This window comes from Nocardia sp. NPDC005746 (assembly GCF_040630785.1).
In the GTDB taxonomy this organism is placed as follows: domain Bacteria; phylum Actinomycetota; class Actinomycetes; order Mycobacteriales; family Mycobacteriaceae; genus Nocardia.
In genome coordinates, this window is record NZ_JBEXYE010000015.1 from 131,064 (window position 1) to 156,027 (window position 24,964).

Sequence of the window (24,964 nt, forward strand, 5' to 3'; positions counted from 1 at the left end):
AGCAAGGTTTCAGCCCAGAGCCAAGTCTTGTTAACCGTCCAGTAAGGACATGCCCTGGCGCCAGGGCCATAAGTCCTACCCCAATGCGAGGTCTTTCAGGCCCAGAATCGATCGATACTCCAAACCTTCGGCGGCGATGATGCCGTCCGCGCCGGTCTCGCGGTCCACCACGGTGGCCACGCCGACCACGATCGCGCCCGCCTCGCGCAGCGCGCGCACCGCGGTGATCGGGGAGTTACCGGTGGTGGTGGTGTCCTCGACCACCAGCACCCGCTTGCCCACGATGTCGGGGCCCTCGATCTGGCGCTGCATGCCGTGGGTCTTGGCGGCCTTGCGCACCACGAAGGCGTCGATCGGCCGGCCCGGCGCGTGCAGGACCGCGGCCGCCACCGGGTCGGCGCCCATGGTGAGCCCGCCCACCGCGTCGAAGTCCCAGTCCGCCACGAGCTCGCGCAGCAGCTTGCCGATCAGCGGGGCCGCCTCGTGGTGCAGGGTGGCGCGGCGCAGGTCCACGTAGTAGTCGGCTTCCTTGCCCGAGGACAGGGTCACCCGCCCGTGCACGACAGCGAGTTCGCGCACCAGAGCCGCGAGTCTGTCCCGGTCGGTCGTCGTTACCTGCATTGCTGTGTCTATGTCCTTCCGCGTGCGTTGAACAGGCCCCGGTTCAGGCGGGTCACCAGGGTTCGTGGGATGAGCCCGGCGATCGCGACGATCGCTTTGTACTGCCTTCCGGGCACGCTGATCACCCGGTCTTTCTCCAGATCATGCAGCGAACCGGCCACCACCTCGTCCACGCTCAACCACAGGGGTCGCGGTAGCGAGGCCATCTCGATGCCGGCCCGCTCATGGAATTCGGTGCGGACGAATCCCGGGCACAAGGCCTGCACCCGGACTCCGGTTCCGGCCAGCCCGCCGGCCAGCCCCTGGGAAAAGGATACGACGTAGGCCTTGGAGGCCGAATAGGTCGATCCCCGCCCGGAGATCAGACCCGCGACGCTGGCCACATTCACCACGGTGCCCTTGGCCGCGTGCAGCATGGGCGGCAGGGCCGCCCGGGTGAGCTGCACGACAGCGGTGACGTTCACATCGAGTTGGTGCTGCAGGGCGTCGGCGTCCTGCGTCCAGAACTCACCCGACATGCCGAATCCGGCATTGTTGACCAGGAATTCGACGCCCTCGGCCAGGCGCGTGGCCACCCGGTCGCGATCCGCGGCCCGGCTCAGATCGGCGGGCAGCGTCTCGGCGCGCGCGGCGAACCGCACCCGCAGGTCATGGGCCAGCGCGGCCAGCCGCTCCTCATCCCGCGCCACCAGCACCAGGTCGTAGCCGAGGGCGGCGAGCCTGGTGGCGTACGCCTTGCCGATGCCGGAGGTCGGCCCGGTGACCAAGGCCACCGGACGGCGGGCGCCCGGCAGGCGCACCTGATCAGGGAAACTCTCGGTCATCGACGGCCCATCACTCGCACGATCGGGGAGTGGTCGGCGATGACCTGAACTGCGCCCTCATTCTGGTCCCTGGCCGACCCACACGCGGCGAATTCGCGCAGACACTCTGTGGCTGCGGCGCGCCGCGCGTAGACACGGCCAGGCGTCACCTCGGCGCGGGTCCCTGGTAGGGGCGGAAGCCCGGATGGAAGGGTCCGCCGGGCGGGGCGCTACGGCCCTGATCCCGGCGCCAGCCCTCCTCGGGCTCGCGGTCCGGATCCGATTCGGCGCGCCGGTCGCCGGATTCCGGCTCGTCCCAACGGTCCTCGTGGTCGGGGCCGTCGACGTCGTAGCCGTCCTGCTCGCCCTCGGGGGCGGGCGGCCAGTTGCGGCGCGGGCGATTGCGCGGATCCGGCACGACTTTCAGTGCGGGGCGCCAGCTTTCGGGCTCGCCGTCCGGTTCCCCACCCCCGGCGATATCGCTGACCAGCGGGGAGTCGTAATCGCCGGCGTCGTCACGGGGGCGGTCGTCGCGGGCGGGACGCTGGGCGCGCGGGTCGCGCTCCTGGTCACCGTAGTCGCCGAACTCGTCGTGGCCGTCGTAGTCGTCGTCTCCGGGAACCGCTTGCGAGCGACCGGGTTCGGGCAGTTCGTCGCGGCCACGCTCGGCATTGATGACCGGCGGCAGCACGTGCAGCAGGCCGGACAGCCTCAGCACCGCGTCGATGGCGGTCTCCCAGTCCTTGGCGACCGCGCCGACCGGCAGCATGCCGAGCGTCCAGTTGCCCTCGGACCACAGCTGCTGCACCTCGTCGGGCAGCGACTCGATGAACGCCACCATGCGCTGATCCACCGCGTGCCGCGCGACATCGGGATTGGTCGCGAAGACCACCCGGTCGCCGATGGCGCCGAGTAGCTCGAGATCGTGATCCTTCGGCGGCGCCGCCGTTTTCAGCCGCAGGTCGATATCGATGTCCGAGCCGATCTGACGGCGCACCGCGACCAGGGTGGCGGCGTCCTCCAGATCGAAGAGCACGAACTTCTCACCCTTGCGGTTACCCGACACCACGTCCACCGCGGACAGGTAGCCCAGTTTGGCGAGCGCGCCGCGCCGCCAGGTGGAGGCGAGCGCGGGCTCCACCGAAACATAGGTATAGCCCTGGGATTTCGCCCAGACCTGTCGCACATGCCCGGTGCGCTGCCGCTGCAGCCGATCGAAATAGAGGAGCACGATCGCACCCACGAGCGCGATCGCCGCCAGCCCGAACCATATAGCCGTCATCGCCGCCTACCCTATCCAGAGTGAGGGCGTCTTGCCCGGCACGCCCACAGCATTCTTGCTCATCGAGTCCCGCTCGGCAGGGACGTGCTGAAGATCAACTTCGCCTGAATGGATCCATCGGAGTTCTTGTCGCCCTGCACCATCACCACTTCGCCGACCGGCAGGTCCGCGACTTTGGTGCTGCCCAGGGAGATTACCTGCGTCTTGTCGTCGGTCTTCACGGTCACCGTGCTGCCGGACAGCGCCGTGATGGTGAGCGTCGAGCCGTCGTTGGAGGCGATGGTGCCCATGTCCGCGCCGAGCTGGTCCAGATCCCCCAGGCCCGGAATCGTGGGCACGCCGCTGGGCAGCGGCAGGGCGGAGGTATTGCCCGGGAAGGCGGGCAGGCCGAGACCGGAGGTGCTGGGTCCGGCGGCGCTGTCGGACGAGTTGTTGTTGCTCAGCAGCGTTCCCACGATCACCCCGACGATGGCGACCGCGATGATCGCGGCCAGACCCAGCGCGATCCACATGGTGGTCTTGCGCGGCGGCGGGGGCGGCGCCGGATTCTGTGGGAAACCCGCGGGCTGATAGCCGCCCGGCGGCGGCATGCCCGCACCACCCGGATAGCCGGGTGCACCGGGCGCGGGCGGATAGCCCGGAGCGCCGTAGGCCCCCGCGGGCGCGTACCCCTGTTGCCCCGGGTAGACAGCGGTCGGCTCGTAGCCGCCGCCGGTGTCGTACCCACCCCACCCGGCGTCGGCGGGCGGGAACACCCGGGTCGCCTCGGGCCCGGGCTGCTGCCCGAAATAGTCGGTCGGACCGGCGGGTATGGACTCGGTGGGCCCGTACGCCGCGGCGCTGTCCGAGGTGTGGCCGCCGGGGACGGCCTGCTCGGCGGGCCCCTCCCCGGAGCCCGGTTCCGGCCGCCGCGACCACGGATCGCTCGGATCAGTCATGGCCTCCAGGGTAGGCGGAGTACGGCTACCCAGCCGCGAACTCGAGCGGTGTTTGATTTGTCTCCGCTTCGCTTCGGCTGTTCGCGGCCCTTTCGGCCCCGATTCTTCCCTCCTCCGCTTCTCCGTTTCGCTCCCCCGCTCCACGGCGGAGGTCGATCAAGCCGCAGTCCGGAATCGGGGCGGGCCGCGAACCTTGCGCGAATGGCCCCGAGACTCGTGTCTCGGGGCCATTCATCTCGGTACCTCAGCGGCCGACGATGAGGGTGTCACCGTCCGGGGTGACGTTCACCTTCACCGTGTCGCCGTCCTGCACCTCCCCGGCCAGCAGCTCCTTGGCGAGCGAATCGCCGATGGACTGCTGGATCAGCCGGCGCAGCGGGCGGGCGCCGTAGGCCGGGTCGTAGCCGCGCACGGCCAGCCAGAAGCGGGCCGAGTCGGACACGTCCAGGGTGAGGCGGCGCTGGGCGAGCCGCTTCTGCAGCTGGTTCAGCTGGATGTCGACGATCCGCTCCAGCTGTTCCTCGTCGAGGGCGTGGAACATGACCACGTCGTCGAGCCGGTTCAGGAACTCCGGCTTGAAAGCGCGGCGCACCGCGTTCATGACCGTGTCCCGATCACCGCCCGCACCCAGATTCGAGGTCAGGATGAGGATGGTGTTGCGGAAGTCGACGGTGCGGCCCTGGCTGTCGGTGAGCCGACCTTCGTCGAGCACCTGCAGCAGGATGTCGAAGACGTCCGGGTGGGCCTTCTCGATCTCGTCGAAGAGGACCACCGTGTACGGGCGTCGCCGCACCGCCTCGGTGAGCTGGCCGCCCTGGTCGTAGCCGACGTAGCCGGGGGGCGCGCCCACCAGACGCGCCACCGAGTGCTTCTCGCCGTACTCGCTCATGTCGATGCGGACCATGGCGCGTTCGTCGTCGAACAGGAAGTCCGCCAACGCCTTCGCCAGCTCGGTCTTACCGGTGCCGGTCGGGCCGACGAACATGAAGGAACCGGTGGGCCGGTTGGGGTCGGCGACCCCGGCCCGCGCCCGGCGCACGGCATCCGACACCGCTTGCACGGCTTCCTTCTGCCCCACGACCCGGCGGCCCAGCTCGTCCTCCATGCGCAGCAGCTTCTGGGTCTCGCCCTCCATCATGCGACCCACGGGAACACCGGTCCACGACGACACCACCTCGGCGATATCGTCCGGCCCGACCTCCTCCTTGAGCATGACGTCACCGTCGGCGGCCGTCTTCGCCTTGGCCTCGGCTTCGGCGAGTTCCTTCTCCAGCTTGGGGATTCGCCCGTACCGGAGTTCGGCGGCCTTGTTGTAGTCGCCGTCGCGCTCGGCCCGTTCGGACTCGCCCTTGAGCGACTCCAGCTCCTCCTTCAGCACCGATACCGCGTCGATGGCCTGCTTCTCGTTCTGCCAGCGGGTCATCAACTGGTTGAGCTTCTCGCGGTCGTCGGCGAGTTCGGAGCGCAGCTTCTCCAGGCGCGCCTTGGACGCGTCGTCGGTCTCCTTGGCCAGGGCCACTTCCTCGATCTCGAGCCGTCGCACCACGCGCTCGATCTCGTCGATTTCCACTGGGCGGGAATCGATTTCCATGCGCAGCCGCGAGGCCGACTCGTCGACCAGGTCGATCGCCTTGTCCGGCAGGAACCGGGAGGTGATGTAGCGGTCGGACAGGGTCGCCGCCGCCACCAGCGCGGAGTCGGTGATCCGCACGTGGTGGTGGTTCTCGTAGCGCTCCTTGAGCCCGCGCAGGATGCCGACGGTGTCCTCCACCGACGGCTCGCCGACCAGCACCTGCTGGAACCGGCGCTCCAGGGCCGGGTCCTTCTCGATGTGCTGGCGGTACTCGTCGAGGGTGGTGGCGCCGACGAGACGCAGTTCGCCGCGAGCCAGCATGGGCTTGATCATGTTGCCGGCGTCCATGGCGGATTCGCCGGTCGCGCCCGCGCCCACGATGGTGTGCAGCTCGTCGATGAACGTGATGATCTGCCCCGCCGAGGATTTGATCTCCTCGAGCACGGCCTTCAACCGCTCCTCGAACTCACCGCGGTACTTCGCGCCCGCGACCATCGCGCCGAGGTCCAGCGACACCAGCTTCTTGCCGCGCAGCGATTCGGGGACGTCGCCCGCGACGATGCGCTGGGCCAGGCCCTCGACGATGGCGGTCTTGCCGACGCCGGGCTCGCCGATCAGCACCGGGTTGTTCTTGGTGCGGCGGCTCAGCACCTGCACGACGCGGCGAATCTCGGTGTCGCGCCCGATGACCGGGTCCAGCTTGCCCTCGCGGGCGGCGGCGGTCAGGTCGGTGGAGTACTTCTCCAGCGCCTGGTAGGAGCCCTCGGGATCGGGCGAGGTGACGCGGGCGTTGCCGCGCACGGCGGTGAACGCCTCGCGCAGCGCGTCCGCGGTCGCGCCGTACTTCAGCAGCAGCTGCTGGACATCGGAATCGCCTGCGGCCAAGCCGTAGACGAGGTGCTCGGTGGAGACGTACTCGTCGCCGAGCTCGGTGGCCAGGTGCTGCGCCGAGGTGAGCGCGGCGATGGCTTCGCGGCCGAAGTTGGGTGTGGTGGTGGCCCCCGTGGCGCGCGGCAGGCGATCCACGATCTCCTGGGCCTCACGCCGGACCGTGGCCGGGTCGACGGCGACGGCCTTGAGCAAGGGTGCGGCGATGCCGTCGGTCTGATCCAGCAACGCCACCAGCAAGTGAGCCGGACGGATCTCCGGGTTACCGGCGACCGAGGCCGCCTGTTGCGCGGCGGTCAGGGCCGCCTGGGTCTTGGTGGTGGGATTGAACGAGTCCACTGTCACCTTCCTACTAGTCGTTGCTGTCTACAACGCGGTAGAAGTTGAGTCTGTTCCGCTCAAGTCTGACCAATTTCCGGCGACGGCACCAGGGACCAAGGCCCTTTCTCTCACGACCAGCGGCCCCTCCACACGCTACGCGTACGATGGCCCCATTCGTTGACGCATCACACCAGCTCATCCATCCCGGCTCGCCCGAACGAATGGAGCAGCAATGCGCGCGATCGTCGTCCGAGAATTCGGTGGCACCCCCGAACCCGCCGACATGCCGGTCCCGGAGGCCGGACCGGGACAGATACAGATCCATCTGGAGGCGGCCGGGGTGAATCCCGTCGACCAGCGGATCATCGACGGCTTCCTGGACGGCCAACTGCCCCACGACTTTCCGATGATCCCCGGCGTCGACGGCGCCGGCACCGTCAGCGCGGTGGGCGCGGGCGTCGACGACTTCGACATCGGCGACCGGGTGGTCGGCAAGTTCCTGTCGCCGCCGCTCGGGCACGGCACCTTCGCCGAATACGTGGTCGCCGCCGACGGCGGCACCCTGGTCAAGCTCCCCGACGAAGTCACCGCGGTGCGCGCGGCCGCGCTGCCGACCGCCGGCATCACCGCCCTGGACCTGCTGCACGCGGCCGGTGTCCAGCGCGGGCAGCGGGTGCTGATCGTCGGCGCGTCCGGCGGCGTCGGCTCCTACCTGGTGCAACTGGCGGCCATGGCCGGGGCGCACGTCATCGCGACCGCCCGGCCCGACGACACCGACCGCATGATCCGGCTCGGCGCGACCGAGGTGGTGAACTACGGCCGCACGACCGTCACCGACTCGCCCACCCATGCCGAGGCCGCACGGCTGTCGGTCGCCGATTCGGTGCGGATCACCGATCCGGGAGGCATCGACGCGGTCTTCGATCTGGTCAGCCCGCCGCCGGTGTTCGCCGACAACGCGAGCCTCGTGCAGCCGGGCGGCCATGCCTACTCGACCATCGGATCGGCCGACGAGGCGGATCTGAAGACCCGTGGCATCGCCGGCGGCAACCTCGAATCCCGCGGCGGCACGGCCGAATTGAGCGAACTGCTGCGCCTGGTCGCGACCGGCGATCTGGTGGTGCCGATCCGCAATCTGCCGCCGCTGGCCGACGCGCCCGCCATGATCGGCGCGTCGGGTGCGCGCGGCAAGACGGTGCTGGTGATCTGAACCCCGGGTTACGGAAATCGATCCACCTCCGGCTATATCCGTGCGACCACCGGGTTTTAAGGGATACTTGACGCGGAGGGCCGGCTGGCAGCAGGCGGTTCGGGGTAGTTGGACAGGAAGGAAAGCTCGACGTCGTGGATGCGCGTTCGGCAGCGCTGGTCCGCGCAAACTTTCGGACAGTCGTTGAGGCCCCCAACGGGCCGGAACGGCTGATCAGCGCGTTCTACGGTCATCTTTTCGCGGAGATCCCCGCTTTGCGGGAACTTTTCCCCTCCGCCATGGACATGCAGGCGAAACGGTTGGTCACGGCCATCTCGTTCGTCCTCGACAACCTGGAGGACTGGGATCGCGCCCAGCGCTTCCTGGAGCAACTCGCCCGCGACCACCGCAAGTACGGGGTGGAGGCGGCGCACTACGACATCGCCGGGCGCGCCCTGCTGCATGCTTTCCGGAGCTACAACGGGGTTGCGAACTGGTCGCGGCCGCTCGAGGCGGGCTGGCGCGACATCACCATCCTGATCTCGGCGTCCATGGCCATCGGAGCGAATTCCGATAAGTCGCAGCCCTATTGGGAGGCGACCGTGGTCGGGCACCGGCGGGTGGTGGACGATCTGGCCATCGTGCGCCTGCAGACCGACACCCCGATCCCCTACCAGGCCGGGCAGTACGTGCCGGTCGCCATCCCGCAGCGGCCCAAGATGTGGCGCTACCTGTCCCCCGCCATCCCCACCAACCCGTACGGCGAGATCGAATTCCACGTGCGCAAGGTCCGGACCGGCTGGGTCAGCCCCGGCATCGTGAACGAGACCCAGGTCGGCGACCGCTGGATGATCGCCGCCCCGCTCGGCGGCCTGCACGTCGACCTGAGCCGCCGCAAGGACGTGCTCATGATCGGCGCGGGCACCGGCATCGCCCCGCTGCGGGCCCAGCTCATCGAGATGGGACGGCGCGGCATCAACCCTCGCGTGCACCTGTTCATGGGCGGCCGCTACCCGTGTGACCTCTACGACGTGGAGAACATGTGGCAGCTCTCGCAGTCCAATCCGTGGCTCACGGTGATCCCGGTCTGCGAGAACGAGACCAACCCCTGGTGGCACCCCTACCCGCCCGCCGATCCACCCTTCGGCATGCACCGTCGGCTGATCGGGAACCTTGGTGCGGTGGTGGCCAGCTTCGGCGCCTGGGCTGATCGGCAGATCCAGATCGCCGGTTCGGCCCGCATGATCGCCGACACCAAGCGAGCCCTGCTCGCGGTGGGAGCCCCCGAGTCCGCAATAAGCTCAGACCCCGTTTGATTTGCCCTACGCCCGCTCCGGGCGGGTTCGCGGCCCCTGGTCCCGATTCTCCCTCCTCCGCTTCGCTCCCCCGCTCCCAGGCGGAGGTCGATCAAGCCGCAGTCCGGAATCGGGACGGCCGTGAACCTTGGGGCGAGTCGGTGGGCGATGCGGATCGAGTCCGCAGGGGCGCAAAGTGTTTCGATGAGGAGTTGTTTTGACGATCGGCCCTGATGAGACCGGTGCTATTCCTGTGGACGCGCAGACCGAGTGGACCGCTACGGTAGTCGGTGCGCACCGGTTGCGCGAGGACACCACGGTGGTGCGGTTGATCGGCGAGTTCGTGCCGTTCGCGGCGGGACAGTCGGTGGAGGTGCGCACGCCGCAGCATCCGAACATGGTGCGCCGCATGTATTCCGCGCTGCCGCCGTCGCTGGACGGCAAGCTGGAGTTCCACGTGCGGACTCTGCCGGGCGGGTGGTGCAGCGGTTCCATCGTGGCCGACTCCCATCCCGGTGACGAATGGCGGATCAGCGCGCCCGGCGGCTGGCTGGCGGTGGAGCCGGACGCCACCGAGGTGGTCATGATCGCCGACGGGGTCGGGCTGGCGCCGATGCGCGCGCTGCTGCTGGATCTCGCGCGCCGCGAGCAGCCGCCGCGCACCCACCTGTTCGTCGGGGCGCGCTACCCGCGCGACCTGTACGCCTCCGACATGCTCTACCTGCTGACCGGCGAAATGCCCTGGCTCACCGTGGTTCCCGTGGTGCAGGACGAGTACGACCCGGATTTCGTCGACACCTGGTACGAGCAGTGCCGCGTCGACATCGGCTTCCGCCCGGAGGAGATGATGCCGGGCACCATCGCCGACATCCCGGAGCGGTTCGGCCCGCTGGACCACCACCAGATCCTGGTGTGCGGCGGCGCGGCCATGGTGCGCAACACCATCGACCAGCTCGTCGCGATCGGCGCGCCGGCCGAATCCATTCGCTATGAGGGTTTTTGACAGTTGCCGACGCGGCGACTCGAAAACGGCCACGGCTCTTCGCCGCCCGCTGTAGTCCCGCAGCGGCGGGTCAGAACAGCGGGTCGTGGCGGATGTTCTCGGTGGAGGTGCCGGCCGCCATGAGCCGGAATTTGGTGGTCTGCACCATGGCCGGGGCTCCGACGATCTGCACGTCGCGATCCTCCCAGGAGCCATGGCTCGCCACGATCTTGCCGATCTGACCGACCATACGCGGCTGCAGGCCCGGGTATTCGCGGGTCTCCTCGGAATTGTTGAAATGCCACCACGGGTTCTCGGTGGACTCGGTGACCGGGTGCACGGTGAGCCACTTGTTGGCGCAGGCCAATTGGCTGAGCACCTCGAGGTCGTAGAGGTCGCACGGGTAGTGGCCGCCGACGAACACGTCCACTTTGGGGTTGGACCGCCGCGTTGTCATGGCCATGAGCTGGGCGCGCAGCGGCGCGATGCCGGTGCCGCAGCCGATCATCAGCATCTTGCGGCGGGTGTTGCGGGGCACGCCGAGACCGCCCAGCGGCGATCCGATCAACCACTGCTCGCCGACCCGGCTGTGTCCGACCATGGCCGGGCTGACCCAGCCGCCGGTGACGCCGCGGATGTGGAATTCCAGTTCGCCGTCGGCATTGGCGGGGATGGCCGGGGACAGGTAGCGCCACATGCGCGGGCGGGACGGGATCTGCACGCTCATGTACTGACCGGCCGCGTACTGCATGGGCTGGTCCAGCTTCAGGCGCACCACCGCCAGGTTGCGCAGCACTTCGCGGTGCTCGATGACGGTGCCGGTCCACACCGGCGGGGTGGTCTCGCCGTCGGCGGCCTTGATCATGGTGCCGGCGATGATGCCGATGCCCTCGTCCCAGGCGTGGCCGACCTCGTCGGTCCAGATCTCGGTGCCCGCGTAGGCCTCGAGCGCGCTCTTGAGCGATTTCCCCACGGCCTCATAGTGATCGGCCACCACGCCGTACTTGCGGTGGTCGCGGCCGAGCTGGGCCAGGAAGGGCAGCAGCCGGTCGGGTTCCTCCAGCCGGTCGACCACGTAGGCGATGGCCTTCACCAGCCGGTCGCGCTGGGCGTCCAGGGCGGCGGGGAAGAAGTCCCGCACGTGGGGGTACTCCGTGAAGAGGATGGCGTAGAACGACCGCGCGAGTTTCTCGGGGCCACCTTCTTCCGCAGCAACCGCCTTGAACGTTGTTCTTATCAATGCGACGGTCCGCGAATCCATTTGTGCCACAACCCCATTTCGCAATCGAACGCAGGCGTGACCGGCGAGTGAAGTGCTGCGGGACACTCGACAGCAGCCGTTGCCAAGCAAGTGTAAGCGAGGTTAGTCAGCAACGGAACGGGACGTTTCAATAACGGGCTCTTTATTCCTCGAAAACGTGAACGTTGCGGGCCTTCCGAGCAGAAAACCGACTGATCAACTGGAAAACGCCGCGCGACACGGGTTTTCAGTCGTCGACTCTGGCTGATCCGTTTTGCAAGGCTCAGGAAAACAGCGATCCCGCCGCAACTACGTCAGGCCATGAATTCCCCTGCAGCATACGGACAAAACTCACGATCGGCAGCAATTAATAACCTACCGGTCCGTTTGTTATAAACAGTCCCACCGGGTTCGCCAATCACACAGCCCGCTGCCGCAACTCAGCACATCGGCCGCAACAATCGCAACCGGGTGAACGTGCGCAGGCGGTATCCAGACAGCAGAAAGGCGGTGCCCATTCGGGACACCGCCTTCCGGCTTGTCTTGCCCTACTGCGGCTTACGCCGGTTTCGGGGCTGCCACACCACGAGAGCGGTGCTGGGCTGAGGGGTCAGGTGCGTGGGCCGGTACCCGGCCCGCAGCCTTTCCGCCTCGGCGGTCAGCTCGCTCACCCGCTGCTGCAGCTCGTCCACCAGGTTGGTGAGTTCGATGATCCGTTTGATGCCGGCCAGGTTCACGCCCTCGTCCTGGGACAGGCGCTGCACCTCGCGGAGCAGCTCCACATCCCGGTTCGAATAGCGCCGCCCGCCGCCCGACGTGCGTTGCGGCGTAACCAGACCCAGCCGGTCATAGGTGCGCAGCGTCTGGGCGTGCATGCCCGCCAGCTGCGCGGCCACCGAGATCAGGAAGTACTGGGCCTCGGTCTGCTTCGGATCGGAACTCATTACGCACCCGCCCATCCCGCACGGGGATCGAATCCACTGGTCTTCTCCGCCTCCGCGTAGCGCCGCAGCGCCTCGGTGGCATCGTCGTCCAGTTTCTGGGGGACCGCGACCTTCACGGTGACCAGCAGGTCACCCGCGCCGCCGTCACGCTTGGGCACACCGCGCCCGCGCACCCGCAGGGTGCGGCCGTCAGCGGTGCCCGGCGGCACCTTGACGCCCACGCGGCCGTCCAGGGTCGGCACCGACACCGTGGTGCCCAGCACCAGTTCGGCGTAGGAGACCGGCAGCACCAGGGTCAGGTCGTCGCCATTGCGGCCGAAGACCTTGTCCTGACTGACGTGCACGGTGACGTACAGGTCGCCCGGAGGCGCGCCGCGCAGGCCCGCCTCGCCCTGACCGGCCAGCCGGATCCGCTGCCCGTCGCGCACGCCCGGGGGAATGCGCACGGTGATGGTGCGGGTCCGATTCTGGATGCCCGAGCCGCGGCAGTCGACGCACGGGTCGTCGATGATCGACCCGGTGCCCCGGCAGTCCTCACACGGCTCGCTGAAGCCGAACGCGCCCTGGTTCCGGCTGACCACGCCGGTCCCATTGCAGTGCGGGCAGACCCGCGGACTGGTGCCGGGCTTGGCACCACTGCCGTGGCAGGTGGTGCAGGCGGCCGGGCTGGTCATGCGCAGCGGGACGGTCACGCCCTGGGCGGCCTCGCGGAAGCCGAGGGTCGTCTCGGTCTCCACGTCCGAACCGCGCCGGGGACGCGAGGACGCCCGCGTGCCGCCGCGATTGAACAGTCCGCCCAGCAGGTCGCCCAGGCCGCCATCCGCGCCGCCCGCGCCACCGGCGCCGGCCCCGAAGATGTCACCCAGGTTGAACTCGCCACCGGAGAACCCGCCGCCGGGCGGGAATCCGCCGCGGCCGAAACCGCCGCCCGCGAACAGCTTGCGGGCCTCGTCGTACTCCTTGCGCTTCTCCGGATCCGACAGCACGGCGTTCGCCTCGCTGACGGCCTTGAACCGCTCCTCGGCCTTGCTGTCCCCGGGGTTCTTGTCCGGGTGCAGGTCTCGGGCCAGCTTGCGGTAGGCCTTCTTGATCTCGTCCTGGCTGGCGCCGGAGGAAACACCCAGATCCTTGTAGAAGTCCTTCTCGAGCCACTCTCGATTCACCGGGCATCTCCTCCTTTCCGTGTTGTCGGTGACGCCGGAGGCGTCGGTGTTGTCGAGGACGCGGGGTGCGTCCGATTGCTGTTAATCAGTGCCAGCGGCATCGGTGCCAGCGTTCTGCGAATCCGGCTGCGCCGCAGACAGATCCGCCACACCGTCGGTGACGCCGACCAGCGCGTGCCGCAGCACGCGATCGCCGAAGCGGTAACCCTTGCGCATCACCATGCCCAGCACGGGGTCCGCACCGCTGCCCTCGTGCTGCACGGCCTCGTGCAGGGTCGGGTCGAAAGGCTCACCCTCCGAACCGAACTCCTCGAGGCCCTGCTTCTGCAGGGCGGTGACCAGCTTGTCGGCGACCGACTTGAGCGGGCCGTTGTCCAGGTCACCGTGCGCGCGGGCGCGGTCCAGATCGTCGAGCACCGGCAGCAGTTCGCTGACCACCGCGGCCTTGGCGGTGTCGATGGTGACCTTGCGGTCCCGCTCGACCCGGCGGCGGTAGTTGGCGTATTCCGCGGTCAGGCGCTGCAGATCGGAGGTGCGCTCGGCCAGTTCGGCCGTGATCGTGTCGGCGAGGGCGTCCTCGCTGACCTCGGGAGTCCCCTCGGCCCCCGCGGCCGCGGCGGCGTCCGCCGCGGCCTCGAAGACCTCACCCGTGGCCGGATCGACCATGTTGTCCGGGTTCTGGTTCGTCACTTCTTCTCCGGCTCCTCGACCACCTCGGCGTCGACGACGGTGTCATCGGACTCGGGCGCGCCCGCGCCGTTGCCCTGCGCGGCCTGGTCGGCGGCCGAGGCCTCGTAGATGGCCTGGCCCAGCGCCTGCGACTCGGTGGCGAGCTTCTCCACCGCGGTCTTGATGACCCCGATGTCGGTGCCCTTCAGCGCGTCGTTGGCTTCGACGATGGCCGCCTCGACCTTGGTCTTGACGTCGGCCGGGACCTTGTCCTCGTTGTCCTTGATGAACTTCTCGGTCTGGTGCACCAGCGACTCGGCCTGGTTGCGGGTCTCCGCCTCCTCGCGACGCGCCTTGTCCTCGGCGGCGTGCGCCTCGGCGTCCTTCACCATCCGGTCGATCTCCTCCTTGGACAGGCCGGAGCCGTCCTGGATCTTGATCGTGTTCTCCTTGCCGGTGCCCTTGTCCTTGGCCGTCACGTGGACGATGCCGTTGGCGTCGATGTCGAAGGTGACCTCGATCTGCGGCACGCCGCGCGGGGCCGGCGGGATGCCGGTCAGCTCGAACGATCCGAGCAGCTTGTTGTGCGAGGCGATCTCACGCTCACCCTGGAAGACCTGGATCTGCACCGACGGCTGGTTGTCGTCGGCCGTGGTGAAGGTCTCCGAGCGCTTGGTCGGGATCGTCGTGTTGCGCTCGATGAGCTTGGTCATCACGCCGCCCTTGGTCTCGATGCCCAGCGACAGCGGGGTGACATCGAGCAGCAGGACGTCCTTGACCTCACCCTTGAGCACACCGGCCTGCAGGGCGGCGCCGACGGCGACGACCTCGTCCGGGTTCACGCCCTTGTTCGGCTCCTGGCCACCGGTCAGTTCCTTGACCAGATCGGAGACGGCGGGCATACGGGTCGAGCCACCGACGAGCACCACGTGGTCGATGTCGCCGACCGAGATGCCGGCGTCCTTGATGACCGACTGGAACGGCTTGCGGGTGCGGTCCAGCAGATCGGAGGTGATCTTCTGGAACTCCGAGCGGGTCAGCTGCTCGTCGAGGAACAGCGGGTTCTTGTCCGCGTCCACGGTGATGTAGGGCAGGTTGATCGAGGTCGACTGCGAGGACGACAGTTCGATCTTGGCCTTCTCGGCAGCCTCACGCAGACGCTGCATGGCCATCTTGTCCTTGGTCAGGTCGATGCCCGAGGTGCCCTTGAACTTGTCGACCAGCCAGCCGACGATGCGCTCGTCCCAGTCGTCGCCACCGAGGTGGTTGTCACCGGAGGTGGCGCGAACCTCGACGACGCCCTCGCCGATCTCCAGCAGCGAGACATCGAAGGTACCGCCACCGAGGTCGAAGACCAGGATGGTCTGTTCCTTGTCGCCCTTGTCGAGGCCGTAGGCCAGCGCGGCCGCGGTCGGCTCGTTGACGATGCGCAGGACGTTCAGGCCCGCGATCTGGCCGGCCTCCTTGGTGGCCTGGCGCTGCGCGTCCTCGAAGTAGGCGGGGACGGTGATCACGGCGTCGGTGATCTCTTCACCCAGGTAGGCCTCGGCGTCACGCTTCAGCTTCATCAGCGTGCGCGCGGAGATCTCCTGCGGGGTGTACTTCTTGCCGTCGATCTCGACCGACCAGTCCTCGCCCATGTGGCGCTTGACGGACTTGATGGTGCGGTCGACGTTGGTGACGGCCTGGTTCTTGGCGGGCTGCCCGACGAGCACCTCACCGTTCTTGGCGAACGCGACGACCGAGGGGGTGGTCCGCGATCCTTCCGAGTTGGCCACGACGACCGGCTCGCCGCCTTCGAGAACGGCGATGACAGAGTTCGTGGTCCCGAGGTCGATACCGACCGCACGAGCCATGGTGATTCCTCCTAGTTGGAACTACATCTCAGTGACACTGAGCGTGGTCGGCTCAATCTTGCCTCCGCCGGCGGCGGTGCGCAACTTTAACTTGAGTCCAACTCGCTCAACCTTGCTGACCTGTCCCAACGGGCGGCGCGCGTCATCTATTCCACGAGTCGCAGAAAATTTCTTCGCGGGCGGGCGCGGCCCGACGCCCGCGGCCGAGGCGCGGGCGCTGCCATTGTGTCCATACCGGCCGGTCTGGAACCGCGGATGGATCCGGATCGTGACCGATCAGGAGGGCCAGTTGAGCATGATCGGCTCACCGCTGGCGGTGACCTTGATGTAGCCGGACTTGGCGCCGTCCACGGCGTACACGGTCACCATCGGCCCGCCGTCCTCGCCGCGCCCGATGATGATGTGACTGATCCGGCCGTTCGGCACGCCCGCCGACTTCGGCGCGCCCGCGAGCAGGCCCGCGAGCTTCTTCAGATCCAGGACCGACAGGTCGATGATGTCGGTGCCAGGCGACCTCGGAATGTCGCCGGTACTGCGGAAACTACCGTCATAGCGGTAGTAGTCGTCCCGCGGCGCGTTCGGATCCACTGGACGCCGCTCGATGACCGCGTAGGTGGGGAACAGGGTGACCTCGTCGGCCTTGGTGTCGCCGAAATGATCCTTGTAGGCCTCGACGAAACTGGCCAGGCCCTGACCCGTGGTCGGGTCCGGCAGGTCCGGCTTCGGTGCGGCGACCCGGGACACGCAGCCCGCGAACGCGCCCAGCAGGGCGGCCGCCACCACGATCGCGGCCGCCACCTTCCAGCGGGTGGACGGCCCGCGCCGATTCGCCCGCACCACCGGCGAATTCACCAGATTGGCCGGGATCTGCAGATCGTCGAGCACCGCGTCCAGATCGCCGAAGGTCTTGGCCGCCATGGCCTTCGCGGTCCGGTTCGCGTGTTCGGCCTCGGTGAGCTCGCCCGCGTCGCGCGCCGAATCGAGCAGGGTGCATGCGTCCACGCGATCGGTGTCGCGGGCCCGGACTCCCCGGGAGCGTGCGTCAGACATGGTCTCGCCTATCCCCCGAACGCCACGGTGCGCGTGACCCGGCCGTCGAGGGCGGCCTCGATGTAGCCGGTCTCCTTGGCCTGGTTGCCGACATAGATCCGGACCACCGGCCCGGCGCCGCTGCCCTGGATATCGATGTAGCTGACCACACCCTGATCGACCTTGGTGAGGGCGGAAGCCTGAGCCGCCAGCGCCGCGACGGCCTGCACGTTCAAGGCCGCCAGGTCCACGGTCGGGGTCTTCGGGTCCCGGGTCTGGGGTTGGTCGGTCTGGTCGAAACCGCCGAAGTAGTTGTAGTGCACCTTCCGATTGGCCTGCGTCGCGCGCGTGAACACCGCGTAGCCGGGGTAGAAGTCCACCTCGTCGAGCAGGGTGTCGCCGAACTTCGCTTTGTAGACGTCACGGAAGTAGGAGATGCCCTCGGCCTCGGTGAGTTTCGGCCGCGGGAGCACCAGCGGCTGGATGATGCCGAGGTCCACCGCAGGCGGCCCGGCGGGCGGGGTGGCCGGGCGGGCCACGGCCATGAAGGTGCCCACCGCCACCGCGATGCTCATCGCCGCGACGCCGGCGGCGAACCAGTTCTCGCGCCGCGACTTCGGCGGGATCGGGTCGGGGGCGGCGTCGGCGTGCCGCTGTAGATCGTCGGTGAGCTGGGACAGGTCGCCCAGAGTCCGGGCCTCGCCGGCCAGCTCGGTGAGGGTGCGGTGGTCGGCGGTGGTCAGCTGGCCGTCCGCGAGCGCGGCGTCGAGCAGGGCGCAGGTGGCCTGCCGATCGGCGTCGCGGGCCCGCGTCCGCGGCGGGTAACCGCCCGAGGCGGGCCGCCGCGACCACTTGCGCGCGGGGGTGAGATCGGCGGTCTTGGTGCTCGGCTGCAGATCGGCGATGAGCCGTTGCAATTCACCGAGGGTCTGCGCGGACTGGGCCTGATCGGACCGCTGGTGATACTCGTCGGCCCCGAGCTCGCCCTCCGCGTAGGCGGCGTCGAGCAGCGTCCGCGCGTTGACGCGGTCGATGTCGCGCGCCCGCATACGCCCGGCCGCGGGCGAATCCCCGGCCGATCCGGACGTTTTCGAGCTCACGCGGGGATCGTAGACGGATTCCGGTCCGGTCGCGCGCCTTATCCACGCCCGAAGATGTGGCTCATCCGATGCGGAGATCGTCCTTCAGGCCGTGGTCCAGTGTCACGCGCACCAGGGCCGCGGCCAGTTCGGCGTCGCGGCCGGCCGGAGCCAGGGCGGCGAGGGCGGCCGGATCGGTGGGCAGGCCCAGGTCACGCGCGCCGCGACGGGCCCGCTCGTCGAAGTAGGGGCGCAGCCAGGTCCAGGTGTCCTGCACCTCGCGCAGGAAGATGTCCGCGCCGACCGGGCCGATGCCGCGGAAACCCTGGAGCAGCTCGGCCAGAGCGGCGGGGTCGTGCCCGGATTCGATTGCGAGCCCGCGCATATCGCCGTGCCACCGCTCGATCAGCTCGGCGGCATTGGCGATCAGCCGGGTGGCGGTGGATTCGTCGTAGCGGACGTAATGCGCCCGGCCCAGCGCGGCGACCAGATCGGACCACTCGGCCTCGGCGACGTGGTGCGGAGTGGTGTAGCCGGACTCGCGGAGTTCCCGGGCGGCGGCCACCGCGATGCGGGCCGAGATCCGGGTACTGAGCAGCTGGGCCAGCATCAGGAGTTGGTAGAGCGGCGCGGGCTTGTCGGCCAGCCGGATTCCGGCCTCGGCGGCATAACCGGTCCCGGCCCGGGCCAGCAGCGTGCGCACGGTGTCCTGCGGGGTCATCGGCATCGCCTCCTCTCTTCCCCCGGCATACCCACGGACACGCCCGGGATGCGTGTCGAGGTCCGAAATGCCGGGGTTGCGCTCTGTGGCCCACGAAGATCAGAAGTATGGATTTCCCCTGGTAGAGGAGGTTCTATGCAGGCCCGGTTCGGTATCTCGATCCCGCCCGTCGCGTCCGCGCTGCCGGACGTCATCGACATGGCCCTCGCCGCCGACGCCGAGGGACTCGATCTGGTCGGCATCCAGGACCACCCGTACAACGCGCAGTTCGGCGACGCCTTCGCGGTCATCGGGGCCTGCCTCGCCGCGACCGGGCGGGTCAGCCTCTATCCCGGGGTCGCGAACCTGCCGCTGCGGACACCCGCCATGCTCGCCAAACAGGCCGCCACCTTCGACATCCTCAGCGGCGGACGCTTCGAATTGGGTTTGGGGGCGGGCGCTTTCGAGAGCGGCGTGGTGGCCATGGGCGGTCCCGCCCGCAAGGGCCGGGCCGCGCTCATGGCCATTGCCGAGGGCATCGCCATCATCCGGGCCGAATGGCGGCCCGGACAGCCGGTGTCGGTGGTCGGCACCGAATACACGGTGCAGGGGATCGAGGGCGGGCCCGCGCCCAGACACCGGATCGGGATCTGGCTGGGCGCCATGGGCCCGCACGCCCTCGACCTGATCGGGGCGACCGCCGACGGATGGGTCGCGCCATTGCCGAATTGGATGCCGTGGGAGCAGTGGGCCGCGGCCAATGCTCGCATCGACGCCGCCGCCCGCGCACACGATCGCGACCCCCGCTCCATCGCCCGGCTGGCCGCGCTGCCCGGAGTGGTCAGCGACCGCGCGCTGCACCCGAATCCGCAGGGCACGGACCCGATTCACGGATCGCCCGAGGAATGGGCGAGCATCATCGCGAACCTCGCGCACACGGGCGGATTCGACACCTTCATCTACTGGCCGCCCGGATTCGATGTCGACCAGGTGCAGCGCTTCGCGCGACAGGTGGTGCCCCTCGCGCGAAAGCTGTTGGCGGAGCTCTGATCCGGCTCCGCTCGGCGACGAATCAGTTCTGCGCGGCCGCGGCGGCGGCCTCGGCCTCGATCTGGCCCGGGAACTCGCTGGGCTGGCCGACGCCGGTGGTGACCAGGTCGCGCAGGCTCTCGGTGATGTAGAAGGTCCAGGCCGGGGAGCACGCGTCGTAGCACTCGTAGTCCGGCACCAAGCCGACGTGGGTGAAGGTGAGTTCGGTGCCGCCGTCGGTCGCGGCGATATCGAAGCGCATCTCGGTGTTCACCCATTCGGTCTGGTCCTCGATGAAGGACATGAAGTTGTCCTTCACCAGCCAGACCACGCGCTCGTCCGGCACCACCTCGGTCAATTCGATCTCGCTGCGGTGCACGCCGGGAGCCTCGAAGACGAAACGGTCACCCGCCCGTTCGGTGCCGCCCTTGATACCGGGCGACCACCAGCCGCGGGCGTTCAGGACGGCCGCGAAGACCTCGGCGGGGGTGCGGTCGACGGTGATGGAGGTGGTGAAGTTCTGATCAGTCATGGCAGGTCCCGGCTCTTCTCTCAGGGGTCGGCGGGTTGATGGGGGACTGTCTCGCGAGAACTTACTTGCATCACGATAGCGGCGTTGCTTGCATCACACAAGCGGATAAGTCACCCTGGAGTCATGTTGGGACGCATGTACGACGGGGAGGTCTGCTCGGCGGCACGCACGCTGGAGCTGGTCGGCGAGCGCTGGAGCCTGCTGATCGTGCGCAATGCCATGTTCGCGGGCATGACCCGGTTCACCGAGTTCCAGCGCGCGCTCGGCATCGCACCGAACATCCTGACCAAACGGCTCGCCGAATTCGTCGAGGCCGGGATCTTCGAGCAGCGCAGCACCGGCGGCCATCCCGAATACCTGCTCACCGCCAAGGGACTCGACCTGAAACCGGCCATCCTCGCGCTCACCGAATGGGGCGACCGCTGGGCCGCGCCGGACGGGCCGCCGGTCACCTACCGGCACACCGGCTGCGGCGGGAAAGTCGCCCTGCGCCTGGAATGTTCGGACTGCGATGCCACACCCGAGCTGTCGGACGTGACCGCGGAACTCTCGCCGTGGGCGTACGAACTGAAGTACGGGACCTCGGCGTCGCGCTCCTGACGGAGCCTCATCCCGGAGAACCTCACTCCAGGAGCGGGAACCGGCCCGAGGCCAGCAACCCGGCGATGGCCTCCATCTTCGCCTGCGGTGCAGCGTAATCCGGGTGCGCGCCCAGCACGGCCGCGGCGTCGTGCAGCCGGATCATCTGCCGCTCCGCCTCCGCCACACTCCGGCCGCCCGGCGTCACCGGGTGTGCGGCGAAAGCCGGGCGCTTCGGATCCACCCGCCCCAGTTCGACGGCCTTCTCCACCCGCCGTGAGCACCGGCAGAACGCCTGCGGATTCGCCAGGCCACACGTCGACCGCAGGAAGTTGCCGAGCCGTTTCTTGGCCCGCTCCACCCGTTTCCGATACGCGGCCGGTGTCGCGCCGACGATCCAGGCCGCCTCCTCCGAGTTCACCTCGAACACATCGGAGAGCACGTACGCGACTCGTTCGTCACGCCCCAGGCATTGCAGCATCGCCTGACTGCAATTGAGGCGGACCTCGTGGGTGAGCAGCGTGGCCTCCGGACCGCGATAGTCCTCCTCCGCCAAGCCCTCCCGCAGTCCCTCGCCGAACTCGTCCAGGCTGAGCTGCCGCTGCTCCTGCGGCGTCTGCCGCTTCAGATTCAGCAGATAGTTGACGCCGATGCGGTACGCCCAGGTGGTGAGCTTGGCCTCGCCCCGCCAGCTGGCCAGATTGCCGACCACGCGCAGCAGAATCTCCTGGGTGGCGTCCTCGGCGTCGGCGGGCCGCCACACCATGCGCAGCGCCAGCCGGTAGATCGGATCCTGCAGCAGCCGAACCACATCCGCGACGGCGGCGCGATCACCGCCGACGGCCCGCGCGACGAGATCGCGCTCGTCGATCTCCGATCCGGTCTCCATACCGCCAGCATAGGGACCGGGTCCGACATCGCGGGGCCGTCAGGTCGGCCGCCACTCAGGCGACAGCGGGCGCGGTGAGCAGGGCGTGCTCGCGCAGCCAGCCGGCGACAGCCAGGCCGATGGCGTCGGGCTGATCCTCCGGGCAGTGGTGTCCGGCCGGGCCTATATTGGCGAGCTCGGCGGACGCGAAGGTGCGCACCGCCCACTCCATCGCCTCCGGCGAACCCAGGCCGACCCCGTCCTCGACGTGCATGAGCAGCTTGGGCACCTCCGGGCTGGCCGCCATCCAGGCGTCGTAGTTCTCGATGATGGCGACCACGTCGGCGGGCTCGCCGTCGAGCGGGAACTCCCGGGGCCACACCAGCATCGGCTTGCGCGACTCCGGCGTCGGGTACGGCGCGCGGTAGGCGTCGAGCGCCTCCAGGGTGAGGGTGCGGGTCGAGGCCGGCAGGTTGAACTCGATGAACATGTTCTTTTCCAGCACCATCTCCTCACCCTCGGAAGAACGGAAGCGGCGGAACAGTTCCGCGCCCTGCGGCGGCATGTCCGACCAGCTCATGGGGCGCAGGAAGGTCTCCACCACGGCGATGCCGCGCACCCGTTCGGGATGCCGTGCCGCCCAGTCCATTCCGAGCGCGCCGCCCCAGTCGTGACCGACGATGACGACCTGGTCCAGACCCAGGGCCTCGAACCAGGCGTCCAGGTAGCGGGCGTGATCGACGAAGCGGTAGTCGCTGTCCGGCTTGCCGGAGGCGCCCATGCCGATGAGATCCGGTGCGAAGACGCGGGTTTCACCGCTCACGTGCGGGATCACATCGCGCCAGATGTAGGACGAGGTGGGGTTGCCGTGCAGGAAGACGACGGGGACGGTACCGGCCGCGACGGGCCCACTGCCGGTGTCGGTGTAGTTGATGAACGAGTCCAGAACGTCGATGGTGGCCATCGTGGTGTCCTTCCGGGTGAGTTGCCTACACCTGGTTGGACACACGCCCGGACGGCTTGTGACAGCCCTCAGCTGTGACCTGGGTCATACATCGCGCCCGGCTTCAGCGTCAGACCCGGGTGGACGCCCGGAGTGAGGCCATTGCCGACGGCCAGGCGCTGCAGCAGCGCCAGCATCCGCGGCCGATCCTCCGGTTCCAGCGGGGCCAGCAGCTCGGCGTTCAGCTGTTCGGCGAGCTCGGCCGCGCGGGCGATGGCCTCGCGGCCGGCGGGCAGCAGATGCACGGCGTGGGCGCGACGGTCGACGGGGTGGCGGCGGCGCTCGACCAGACCCCGCTGCTCCAGGGCGTCGATCAGGCTGACCATGACATTGCGGTGGATTCCGAGCGTGTCGCACAACTGCTGCTGGGTGCGGCCGTCATTGGCCTCGAGCAGCCGCAGCGTGCCGTATTGCGGGGGCTTGATCCCCAGGGGCGCGAGCAGCTGATCGAACCGGTACGCGGAATGCGACCCCAACTGCCCCAAGAGGAATGCGGGACTTTCGAACAGCGGCGAGTGCTGGGGATCGGCATCGGTCACCGGCACAGACTACAGCAATGCCCGATCCATGATTGCCCTCTTGATTGATAATCACTTCAGGTGCATAGTTTGAGGCAGACCTCCACCCACACCGAATCGAAGAGAGTTCGCAGTGGATACCGACAACACCCCCACCCTCGATCCACGCCGCTGGATCGCCTTCGCCGTCGTGCTGGCCGCGGGATTCATGGACCTGCTCGACGTCACCATCGTCAATGTCGCCGTCCCCAGCATCCAGAAGGACCTGGGCGCGGCCTACTCGCAGATCGAATGGATCATCGCCGCGTACGTGCTGTCCTTCGCGGCGGTGCTCATCACCGGCGGCCGGCTCGGCGACATCTACGGCCGCAAACGCCTGTTCCTGATCGGCGTCGCGGGATTCACCGCGGCCTCGCTGGCCTGCGGCCTGGCGACTTCGCCCGGCATGCTCATCGGCTCCCGGTTCGTGCAGGGCGCGATGGCCGGGCTCATGGTGCCGCAGATCCTGGCCATCATCCGGGTCACCTTCCCGAAGGACGAGCGCGCCAAGGCGATCGCCGTGTACAGCGGGGTCGGCGGGTCCGCGTCGGCGGTCGGTCTGTCACTGGGCGGGCTGCTCGTCGAGTGGAATCTGTTCGACCTGGACTGGCGGCCGATCTTCCTGGTGAACGTGCCGGTCGGGCTGCTCGCGCTGGGTGCGGCCGCCGTCGTCATGCGGGATTCGCGGTCCACGCACGCGCCGCGGCTGGACATAGTCGGCATGGTGCTGGCCATCTCCGCGGTGCTACTGCTGGTGTACCCGCTCACCGAGGGCCGCCGATTGGATTGGCCCGCCTGGACTTTCGTCATGATCGGGGCGGCGGCGGTGACCTTCGCGGCCTTCCTGGTCTACGAGCGGTGGCGGGCCCGCACCACCGGGTCGCCGCTGATCGACCTGGAGCTGTTCCGGTCGCGGCCGTTCACGGTCGGCTTGGCCAGCTGGCTGCTGTTCTGGATCGGCTTCGGCGGGTTCTTCCTGATCTGGACCCTGTTCATGCAGGCCGGTCTCGGCTGGTCGCCCATGCGGGCCGGACTCACCTCGGCGTTCTTCGCGGTCGGCGCGGGCATCGGGGCGGGCGTCTCGGTGAGCGCCCTCGCGCCGCGGTTCGGCAAGTGGGTGCTGCTGGTCGGCGGGCTGATCACCGCGGGCGGATTCGCCCTATACGGTGTGCTCGCCACCCGCTACGAATCCGATTTCGCCTCCTGGCAAATGGTGTTCCCGCTGGTGGTAACCGGTATCGGATTCGGCATCGTGGTCGCGCCGACCATCGACATGCTGCTCGGGCAGATTCCCGACCGTGAGGCCGGGGCCGCGTCGGGGCTGCTGAACACCGGACAGCAGCTGGGGCTGGCGCTGGGCGTGGCGCTGGTCGGGATCCTGTTCTTCGGGCAGCTGGATCACGACTCGGCACGAGGCGTGGATTCCGTCGCGGCACAGACCCGCACGGAGTTGGCCGCCGCCGGGGTGCCGGACGGCGCGCGGGAGCAGATTCTCGCGGGCTTCTCCGCCTGCGTGCGGGACCGCTCCGGTGCGGTGGACCCATCGGTGGTTCCGCCCAGCTGTCAGTCGGCTCCCGCGGACCCCGCGATCGGCGGGATCCTGACGCGGGCGGGCGAAGACGCCAACGCGGTCAACTTCGCGCACACCTTCGAGTACACGCTGTGGTGGGGTATCGGGCTGATGGCCCTGGTCTGCGTCGGATTCCTGGCGCTGCCGCGCGACACCCGGCTCGAACAGCACGAGATGGCGGCCGAGGAGGACCTGCTCGGGGTCTGACCGCCACGCGCGACGGCCGCCGGTTCGGGGAATTCCTCTGACCGGCG

General features: G+C 68.7%; 23 protein-coding genes. 6 read left to right on the top strand and 17 right to left on the bottom strand.

From position 1 onward, the window contains the following. Positions 1-75: 75 nt before the first annotated feature. The 5 genes from pyrE to clpB all read right to left on the bottom strand — a co-directional run bounded on the left by pyrE (position 76) and on the right by clpB (position 6,444). Positions 76-621: an orotate phosphoribosyltransferase gene (gene pyrE / locus ABZ412_RS26215; protein ID WP_357284893.1), complete on the bottom strand. Its 546-nt coding sequence runs from the start codon at positions 619-621 to the stop codon at positions 76-78. An 8-nt stretch (positions 622-629) separates the two neighbouring features. Further along, on the bottom strand, positions 630-1,445 hold the full coding sequence (locus tag ABZ412_RS26220) for an SDR family oxidoreductase (RefSeq protein WP_357284896.1): 816 nt from the start codon (positions 1,443-1,445) through the stop codon (positions 630-632). Positions 1,446-1,590: 145 nt separating this feature from the next. Continuing rightward, positions 1,591-2,706: a hypothetical protein gene (locus ABZ412_RS26225; protein ID WP_357284899.1), complete on the bottom strand. Its 1,116-nt coding sequence runs from the start codon at positions 2,704-2,706 to the stop codon at positions 1,591-1,593. Between the two features lie 59 nt (positions 2,707-2,765). After that, positions 2,766-3,644: a DUF5666 domain-containing protein gene (locus ABZ412_RS26230; RefSeq protein ID WP_357284902.1), complete on the bottom strand. Its 879-nt coding sequence runs from the start codon at positions 3,642-3,644 to the stop codon at positions 2,766-2,768. A gap of 244 nt (positions 3,645-3,888) precedes the next feature. Next, positions 3,889-6,444 (bottom strand): ATP-dependent chaperone ClpB, encoded by a 2,556-nt coding sequence (gene clpB, locus ABZ412_RS26235; protein ID WP_357284905.1) that lies wholly within the window; start codon positions 6,442-6,444, stop codon positions 3,889-3,891. Positions 6,445-6,658: 214 nt separating this feature from the next. Here clpB and ABZ412_RS26240 point away from each other — a divergent pair, with 214 nt between their 5' ends. The 3 genes from ABZ412_RS26240 (at position 6,659) to ABZ412_RS26250 (ending at position 9,913) form a co-directional block, all read left to right on the top strand. Further along, positions 6,659-7,636, top strand: coding sequence for an NADP-dependent oxidoreductase (locus tag ABZ412_RS26240; protein ID WP_357284907.1), 978 nt, complete (start codon positions 6,659-6,661; stop codon positions 7,634-7,636). 134 nt (positions 7,637-7,770) lie between these two features. Further along, positions 7,771-8,931 carry a globin domain-containing protein gene (locus tag ABZ412_RS26245; protein WP_357094304.1) on the top strand — a complete coding sequence of 387 codons (1,161 nt, stop codon included), beginning with the start codon at positions 7,771-7,773 and terminating at the stop codon, positions 8,929-8,931. A 232-nt stretch (positions 8,932-9,163) separates the two neighbouring features. Continuing rightward, positions 9,164-9,913: an FAD-binding oxidoreductase gene (locus ABZ412_RS26250; RefSeq protein WP_357284910.1), complete on the top strand. Its 750-nt coding sequence runs from the start codon at positions 9,164-9,166 to the stop codon at positions 9,911-9,913. Between the two features lie 70 nt (positions 9,914-9,983). On the opposite strand, the gene ABZ412_RS26255 is transcribed toward ABZ412_RS26250, so the two are convergent. The 8 genes from ABZ412_RS26255 to ABZ412_RS26290 all read right to left on the bottom strand — a co-directional run bounded on the left by ABZ412_RS26255 (position 9,984) and on the right by ABZ412_RS26290 (position 18,593). Next, on the bottom strand, positions 9,984-11,153 hold the full coding sequence (locus tag ABZ412_RS26255; RefSeq protein ID WP_357284913.1) for a globin domain-containing protein: 1,170 nt from the start codon (positions 11,151-11,153) through the stop codon (positions 9,984-9,986). Positions 11,154-11,680: 527 nt separating this feature from the next. Beyond that, positions 11,681-12,076 (bottom strand): helix-turn-helix transcriptional regulator, encoded by a 396-nt coding sequence (locus tag ABZ412_RS26260; protein ID WP_357284916.1) that lies wholly within the window; start codon positions 12,074-12,076, stop codon positions 11,681-11,683. After that, on the bottom strand, positions 12,076-13,239 hold the full coding sequence (gene dnaJ / locus ABZ412_RS26265; RefSeq protein WP_357284919.1) for a molecular chaperone DnaJ: 1,164 nt from the start codon (positions 13,237-13,239) through the stop codon (positions 12,076-12,078). The genes ABZ412_RS26260 and dnaJ overlap by 1 nt, the downstream gene beginning before the upstream one ends. Positions 13,240-13,320: 81 nt before the next feature. Then, positions 13,321-13,929, bottom strand: a complete 609-nt coding sequence (gene grpE / locus ABZ412_RS26270) for a nucleotide exchange factor GrpE (RefSeq protein WP_357284922.1) — start codon at positions 13,927-13,929, stop codon at positions 13,321-13,323. Further along, a complete protein-coding gene (gene dnaK, locus ABZ412_RS26275) occupies positions 13,926-15,764 on the bottom strand; it encodes a molecular chaperone DnaK (protein WP_357094292.1) in 1,839 nt (612 codons plus the stop codon). Before dnaK ends, grpE begins: the two co-directional genes overlap by 4 nt. A gap of 276 nt (positions 15,765-16,040) precedes the next feature. Beyond that, positions 16,041-16,814: a DUF1707 domain-containing protein gene (locus tag ABZ412_RS26280; RefSeq protein ID WP_357284925.1), complete on the bottom strand. Its 774-nt coding sequence runs from the start codon at positions 16,812-16,814 to the stop codon at positions 16,041-16,043. A gap of 8 nt (positions 16,815-16,822) precedes the next feature. Next, entirely contained in the window at positions 16,823-17,893 is a 1,071-nt protein-coding gene (locus ABZ412_RS26285; protein WP_357284927.1) for a DUF1707 domain-containing protein, read from the bottom strand. A gap of 61 nt (positions 17,894-17,954) precedes the next feature. Further along, positions 17,955-18,593, bottom strand: coding sequence for an endonuclease (locus tag ABZ412_RS26290; RefSeq protein WP_357284929.1), 639 nt, complete (start codon positions 18,591-18,593; stop codon positions 17,955-17,957). Positions 18,594-18,728: 135 nt separating this feature from the next. Here ABZ412_RS26290 and ABZ412_RS26295 point away from each other — a divergent pair, with 135 nt between their 5' ends. Then, positions 18,729-19,622 carry an LLM class flavin-dependent oxidoreductase gene (locus tag ABZ412_RS26295; protein ID WP_357284932.1) on the top strand — a complete coding sequence of 298 codons (894 nt, stop codon included), beginning with the start codon at positions 18,729-18,731 and terminating at the stop codon, positions 19,620-19,622. Positions 19,623-19,644: 22 nt separating this feature from the next. Here ABZ412_RS26295 and ABZ412_RS26300 read toward each other — a convergent pair whose 3' ends face one another. Further along, positions 19,645-20,133: an SRPBCC domain-containing protein gene (locus ABZ412_RS26300; RefSeq protein WP_357284935.1), complete on the bottom strand. Its 489-nt coding sequence runs from the start codon at positions 20,131-20,133 to the stop codon at positions 19,645-19,647. Between the two features lie 123 nt (positions 20,134-20,256). Here ABZ412_RS26300 and ABZ412_RS26305 point away from each other — a divergent pair, with 123 nt between their 5' ends. Continuing rightward, on the top strand, positions 20,257-20,733 hold the full coding sequence (locus ABZ412_RS26305) for a helix-turn-helix domain-containing protein (protein ID WP_357284937.1): 477 nt from the start codon (positions 20,257-20,259) through the stop codon (positions 20,731-20,733). A gap of 22 nt (positions 20,734-20,755) precedes the next feature. On the opposite strand, the gene ABZ412_RS26310 is transcribed toward ABZ412_RS26305, so the two are convergent. The 3 genes from ABZ412_RS26310 to ABZ412_RS26320 are packed head-to-tail and all read right to left on the bottom strand — an operon-like array spanning position 20,756 to position 23,122. After that, positions 20,756-21,601: an RNA polymerase sigma factor gene (locus tag ABZ412_RS26310; protein ID WP_357284940.1), complete on the bottom strand. Its 846-nt coding sequence runs from the start codon at positions 21,599-21,601 to the stop codon at positions 20,756-20,758. A gap of 55 nt (positions 21,602-21,656) precedes the next feature. Further along, positions 21,657-22,589 (bottom strand): haloalkane dehalogenase, encoded by a 933-nt coding sequence (locus ABZ412_RS26315; protein ID WP_357284942.1) that lies wholly within the window; start codon positions 22,587-22,589, stop codon positions 21,657-21,659. A 23-nt stretch (positions 22,590-22,612) separates the two neighbouring features. Further along, the gene (locus tag ABZ412_RS26320) at positions 22,613-23,122 is read right to left on the bottom strand and encodes a MarR family winged helix-turn-helix transcriptional regulator (RefSeq protein ID WP_357284945.1); all 510 of its coding nucleotides are present in this window, start codon (positions 23,120-23,122) and stop codon (positions 22,613-22,615) included. A 112-nt stretch (positions 23,123-23,234) separates the two neighbouring features. Here ABZ412_RS26320 and ABZ412_RS26325 point away from each other — a divergent pair, with 112 nt between their 5' ends. Continuing rightward, a complete protein-coding gene (locus ABZ412_RS26325; protein ID WP_357284948.1) occupies positions 23,235-24,917 on the top strand; it encodes an MFS transporter in 1,683 nt (560 codons plus the stop codon). Positions 24,918-24,964: the final 47 nt, after the last annotated feature.

Coding starts and splice junctions, on each gene's coding strand:
- pyrE (WP_357284893.1), bottom strand. CDS start 621: ATGCAGGTAACGACGACCGACCGGGACAGACTCGCGGCTCTGGTGCGC.
- ABZ412_RS26220 (WP_357284896.1), bottom strand. CDS start 1,445: ATGACCGAGAGTTTCCCTGATCAGGTGCGCCTGCCGGGCGCCCGCCGT.
- ABZ412_RS26225 (WP_357284899.1), bottom strand. CDS start 2,706: ATGACGGCTATATGGTTCGGGCTGGCGGCGATCGCGCTCGTGGGTGCG.
- ABZ412_RS26230 (WP_357284902.1), bottom strand. CDS start 3,644: ATGACTGATCCGAGCGATCCGTGGTCGCGGCGGCCGGAACCGGGCTCC.
- ABZ412_RS26240 (WP_357284907.1), top strand. CDS start 6,659: ATGCGCGCGATCGTCGTCCGAGAATTCGGTGGCACCCCCGAACCCGCC.
- ABZ412_RS26255 (WP_357284913.1), bottom strand. CDS start 11,153: ATGGATTCGCGGACCGTCGCATTGATAAGAACAACGTTCAAGGCGGTT.
- ABZ412_RS26260 (WP_357284916.1), bottom strand. CDS start 12,076: ATGAGTTCCGATCCGAAGCAGACCGAGGCCCAGTACTTCCTGATCTCG.
- dnaK (WP_357094292.1), bottom strand. CDS start 15,764: ATGGCTCGTGCGGTCGGTATCGACCTCGGGACCACGAACTCTGTCATC.
- ABZ412_RS26280 (WP_357284925.1), bottom strand. CDS start 16,814: ATGTCTGACGCACGCTCCCGGGGAGTCCGGGCCCGCGACACCGATCGC.
- ABZ412_RS26290 (WP_357284929.1), bottom strand. CDS start 18,593: ATGACCCCGCAGGACACCGTGCGCACGCTGCTGGCCCGGGCCGGGACC.
- ABZ412_RS26295 (WP_357284932.1), top strand. CDS start 18,729: ATGCAGGCCCGGTTCGGTATCTCGATCCCGCCCGTCGCGTCCGCGCTG.
- ABZ412_RS26300 (WP_357284935.1), bottom strand. CDS start 20,133: ATGACTGATCAGAACTTCACCACCTCCATCACCGTCGACCGCACCCCC.
- ABZ412_RS26305 (WP_357284937.1), top strand. CDS start 20,257: ATGTTGGGACGCATGTACGACGGGGAGGTCTGCTCGGCGGCACGCACG.
- ABZ412_RS26310 (WP_357284940.1), bottom strand. CDS start 21,601: ATGGAGACCGGATCGGAGATCGACGAGCGCGATCTCGTCGCGCGGGCC.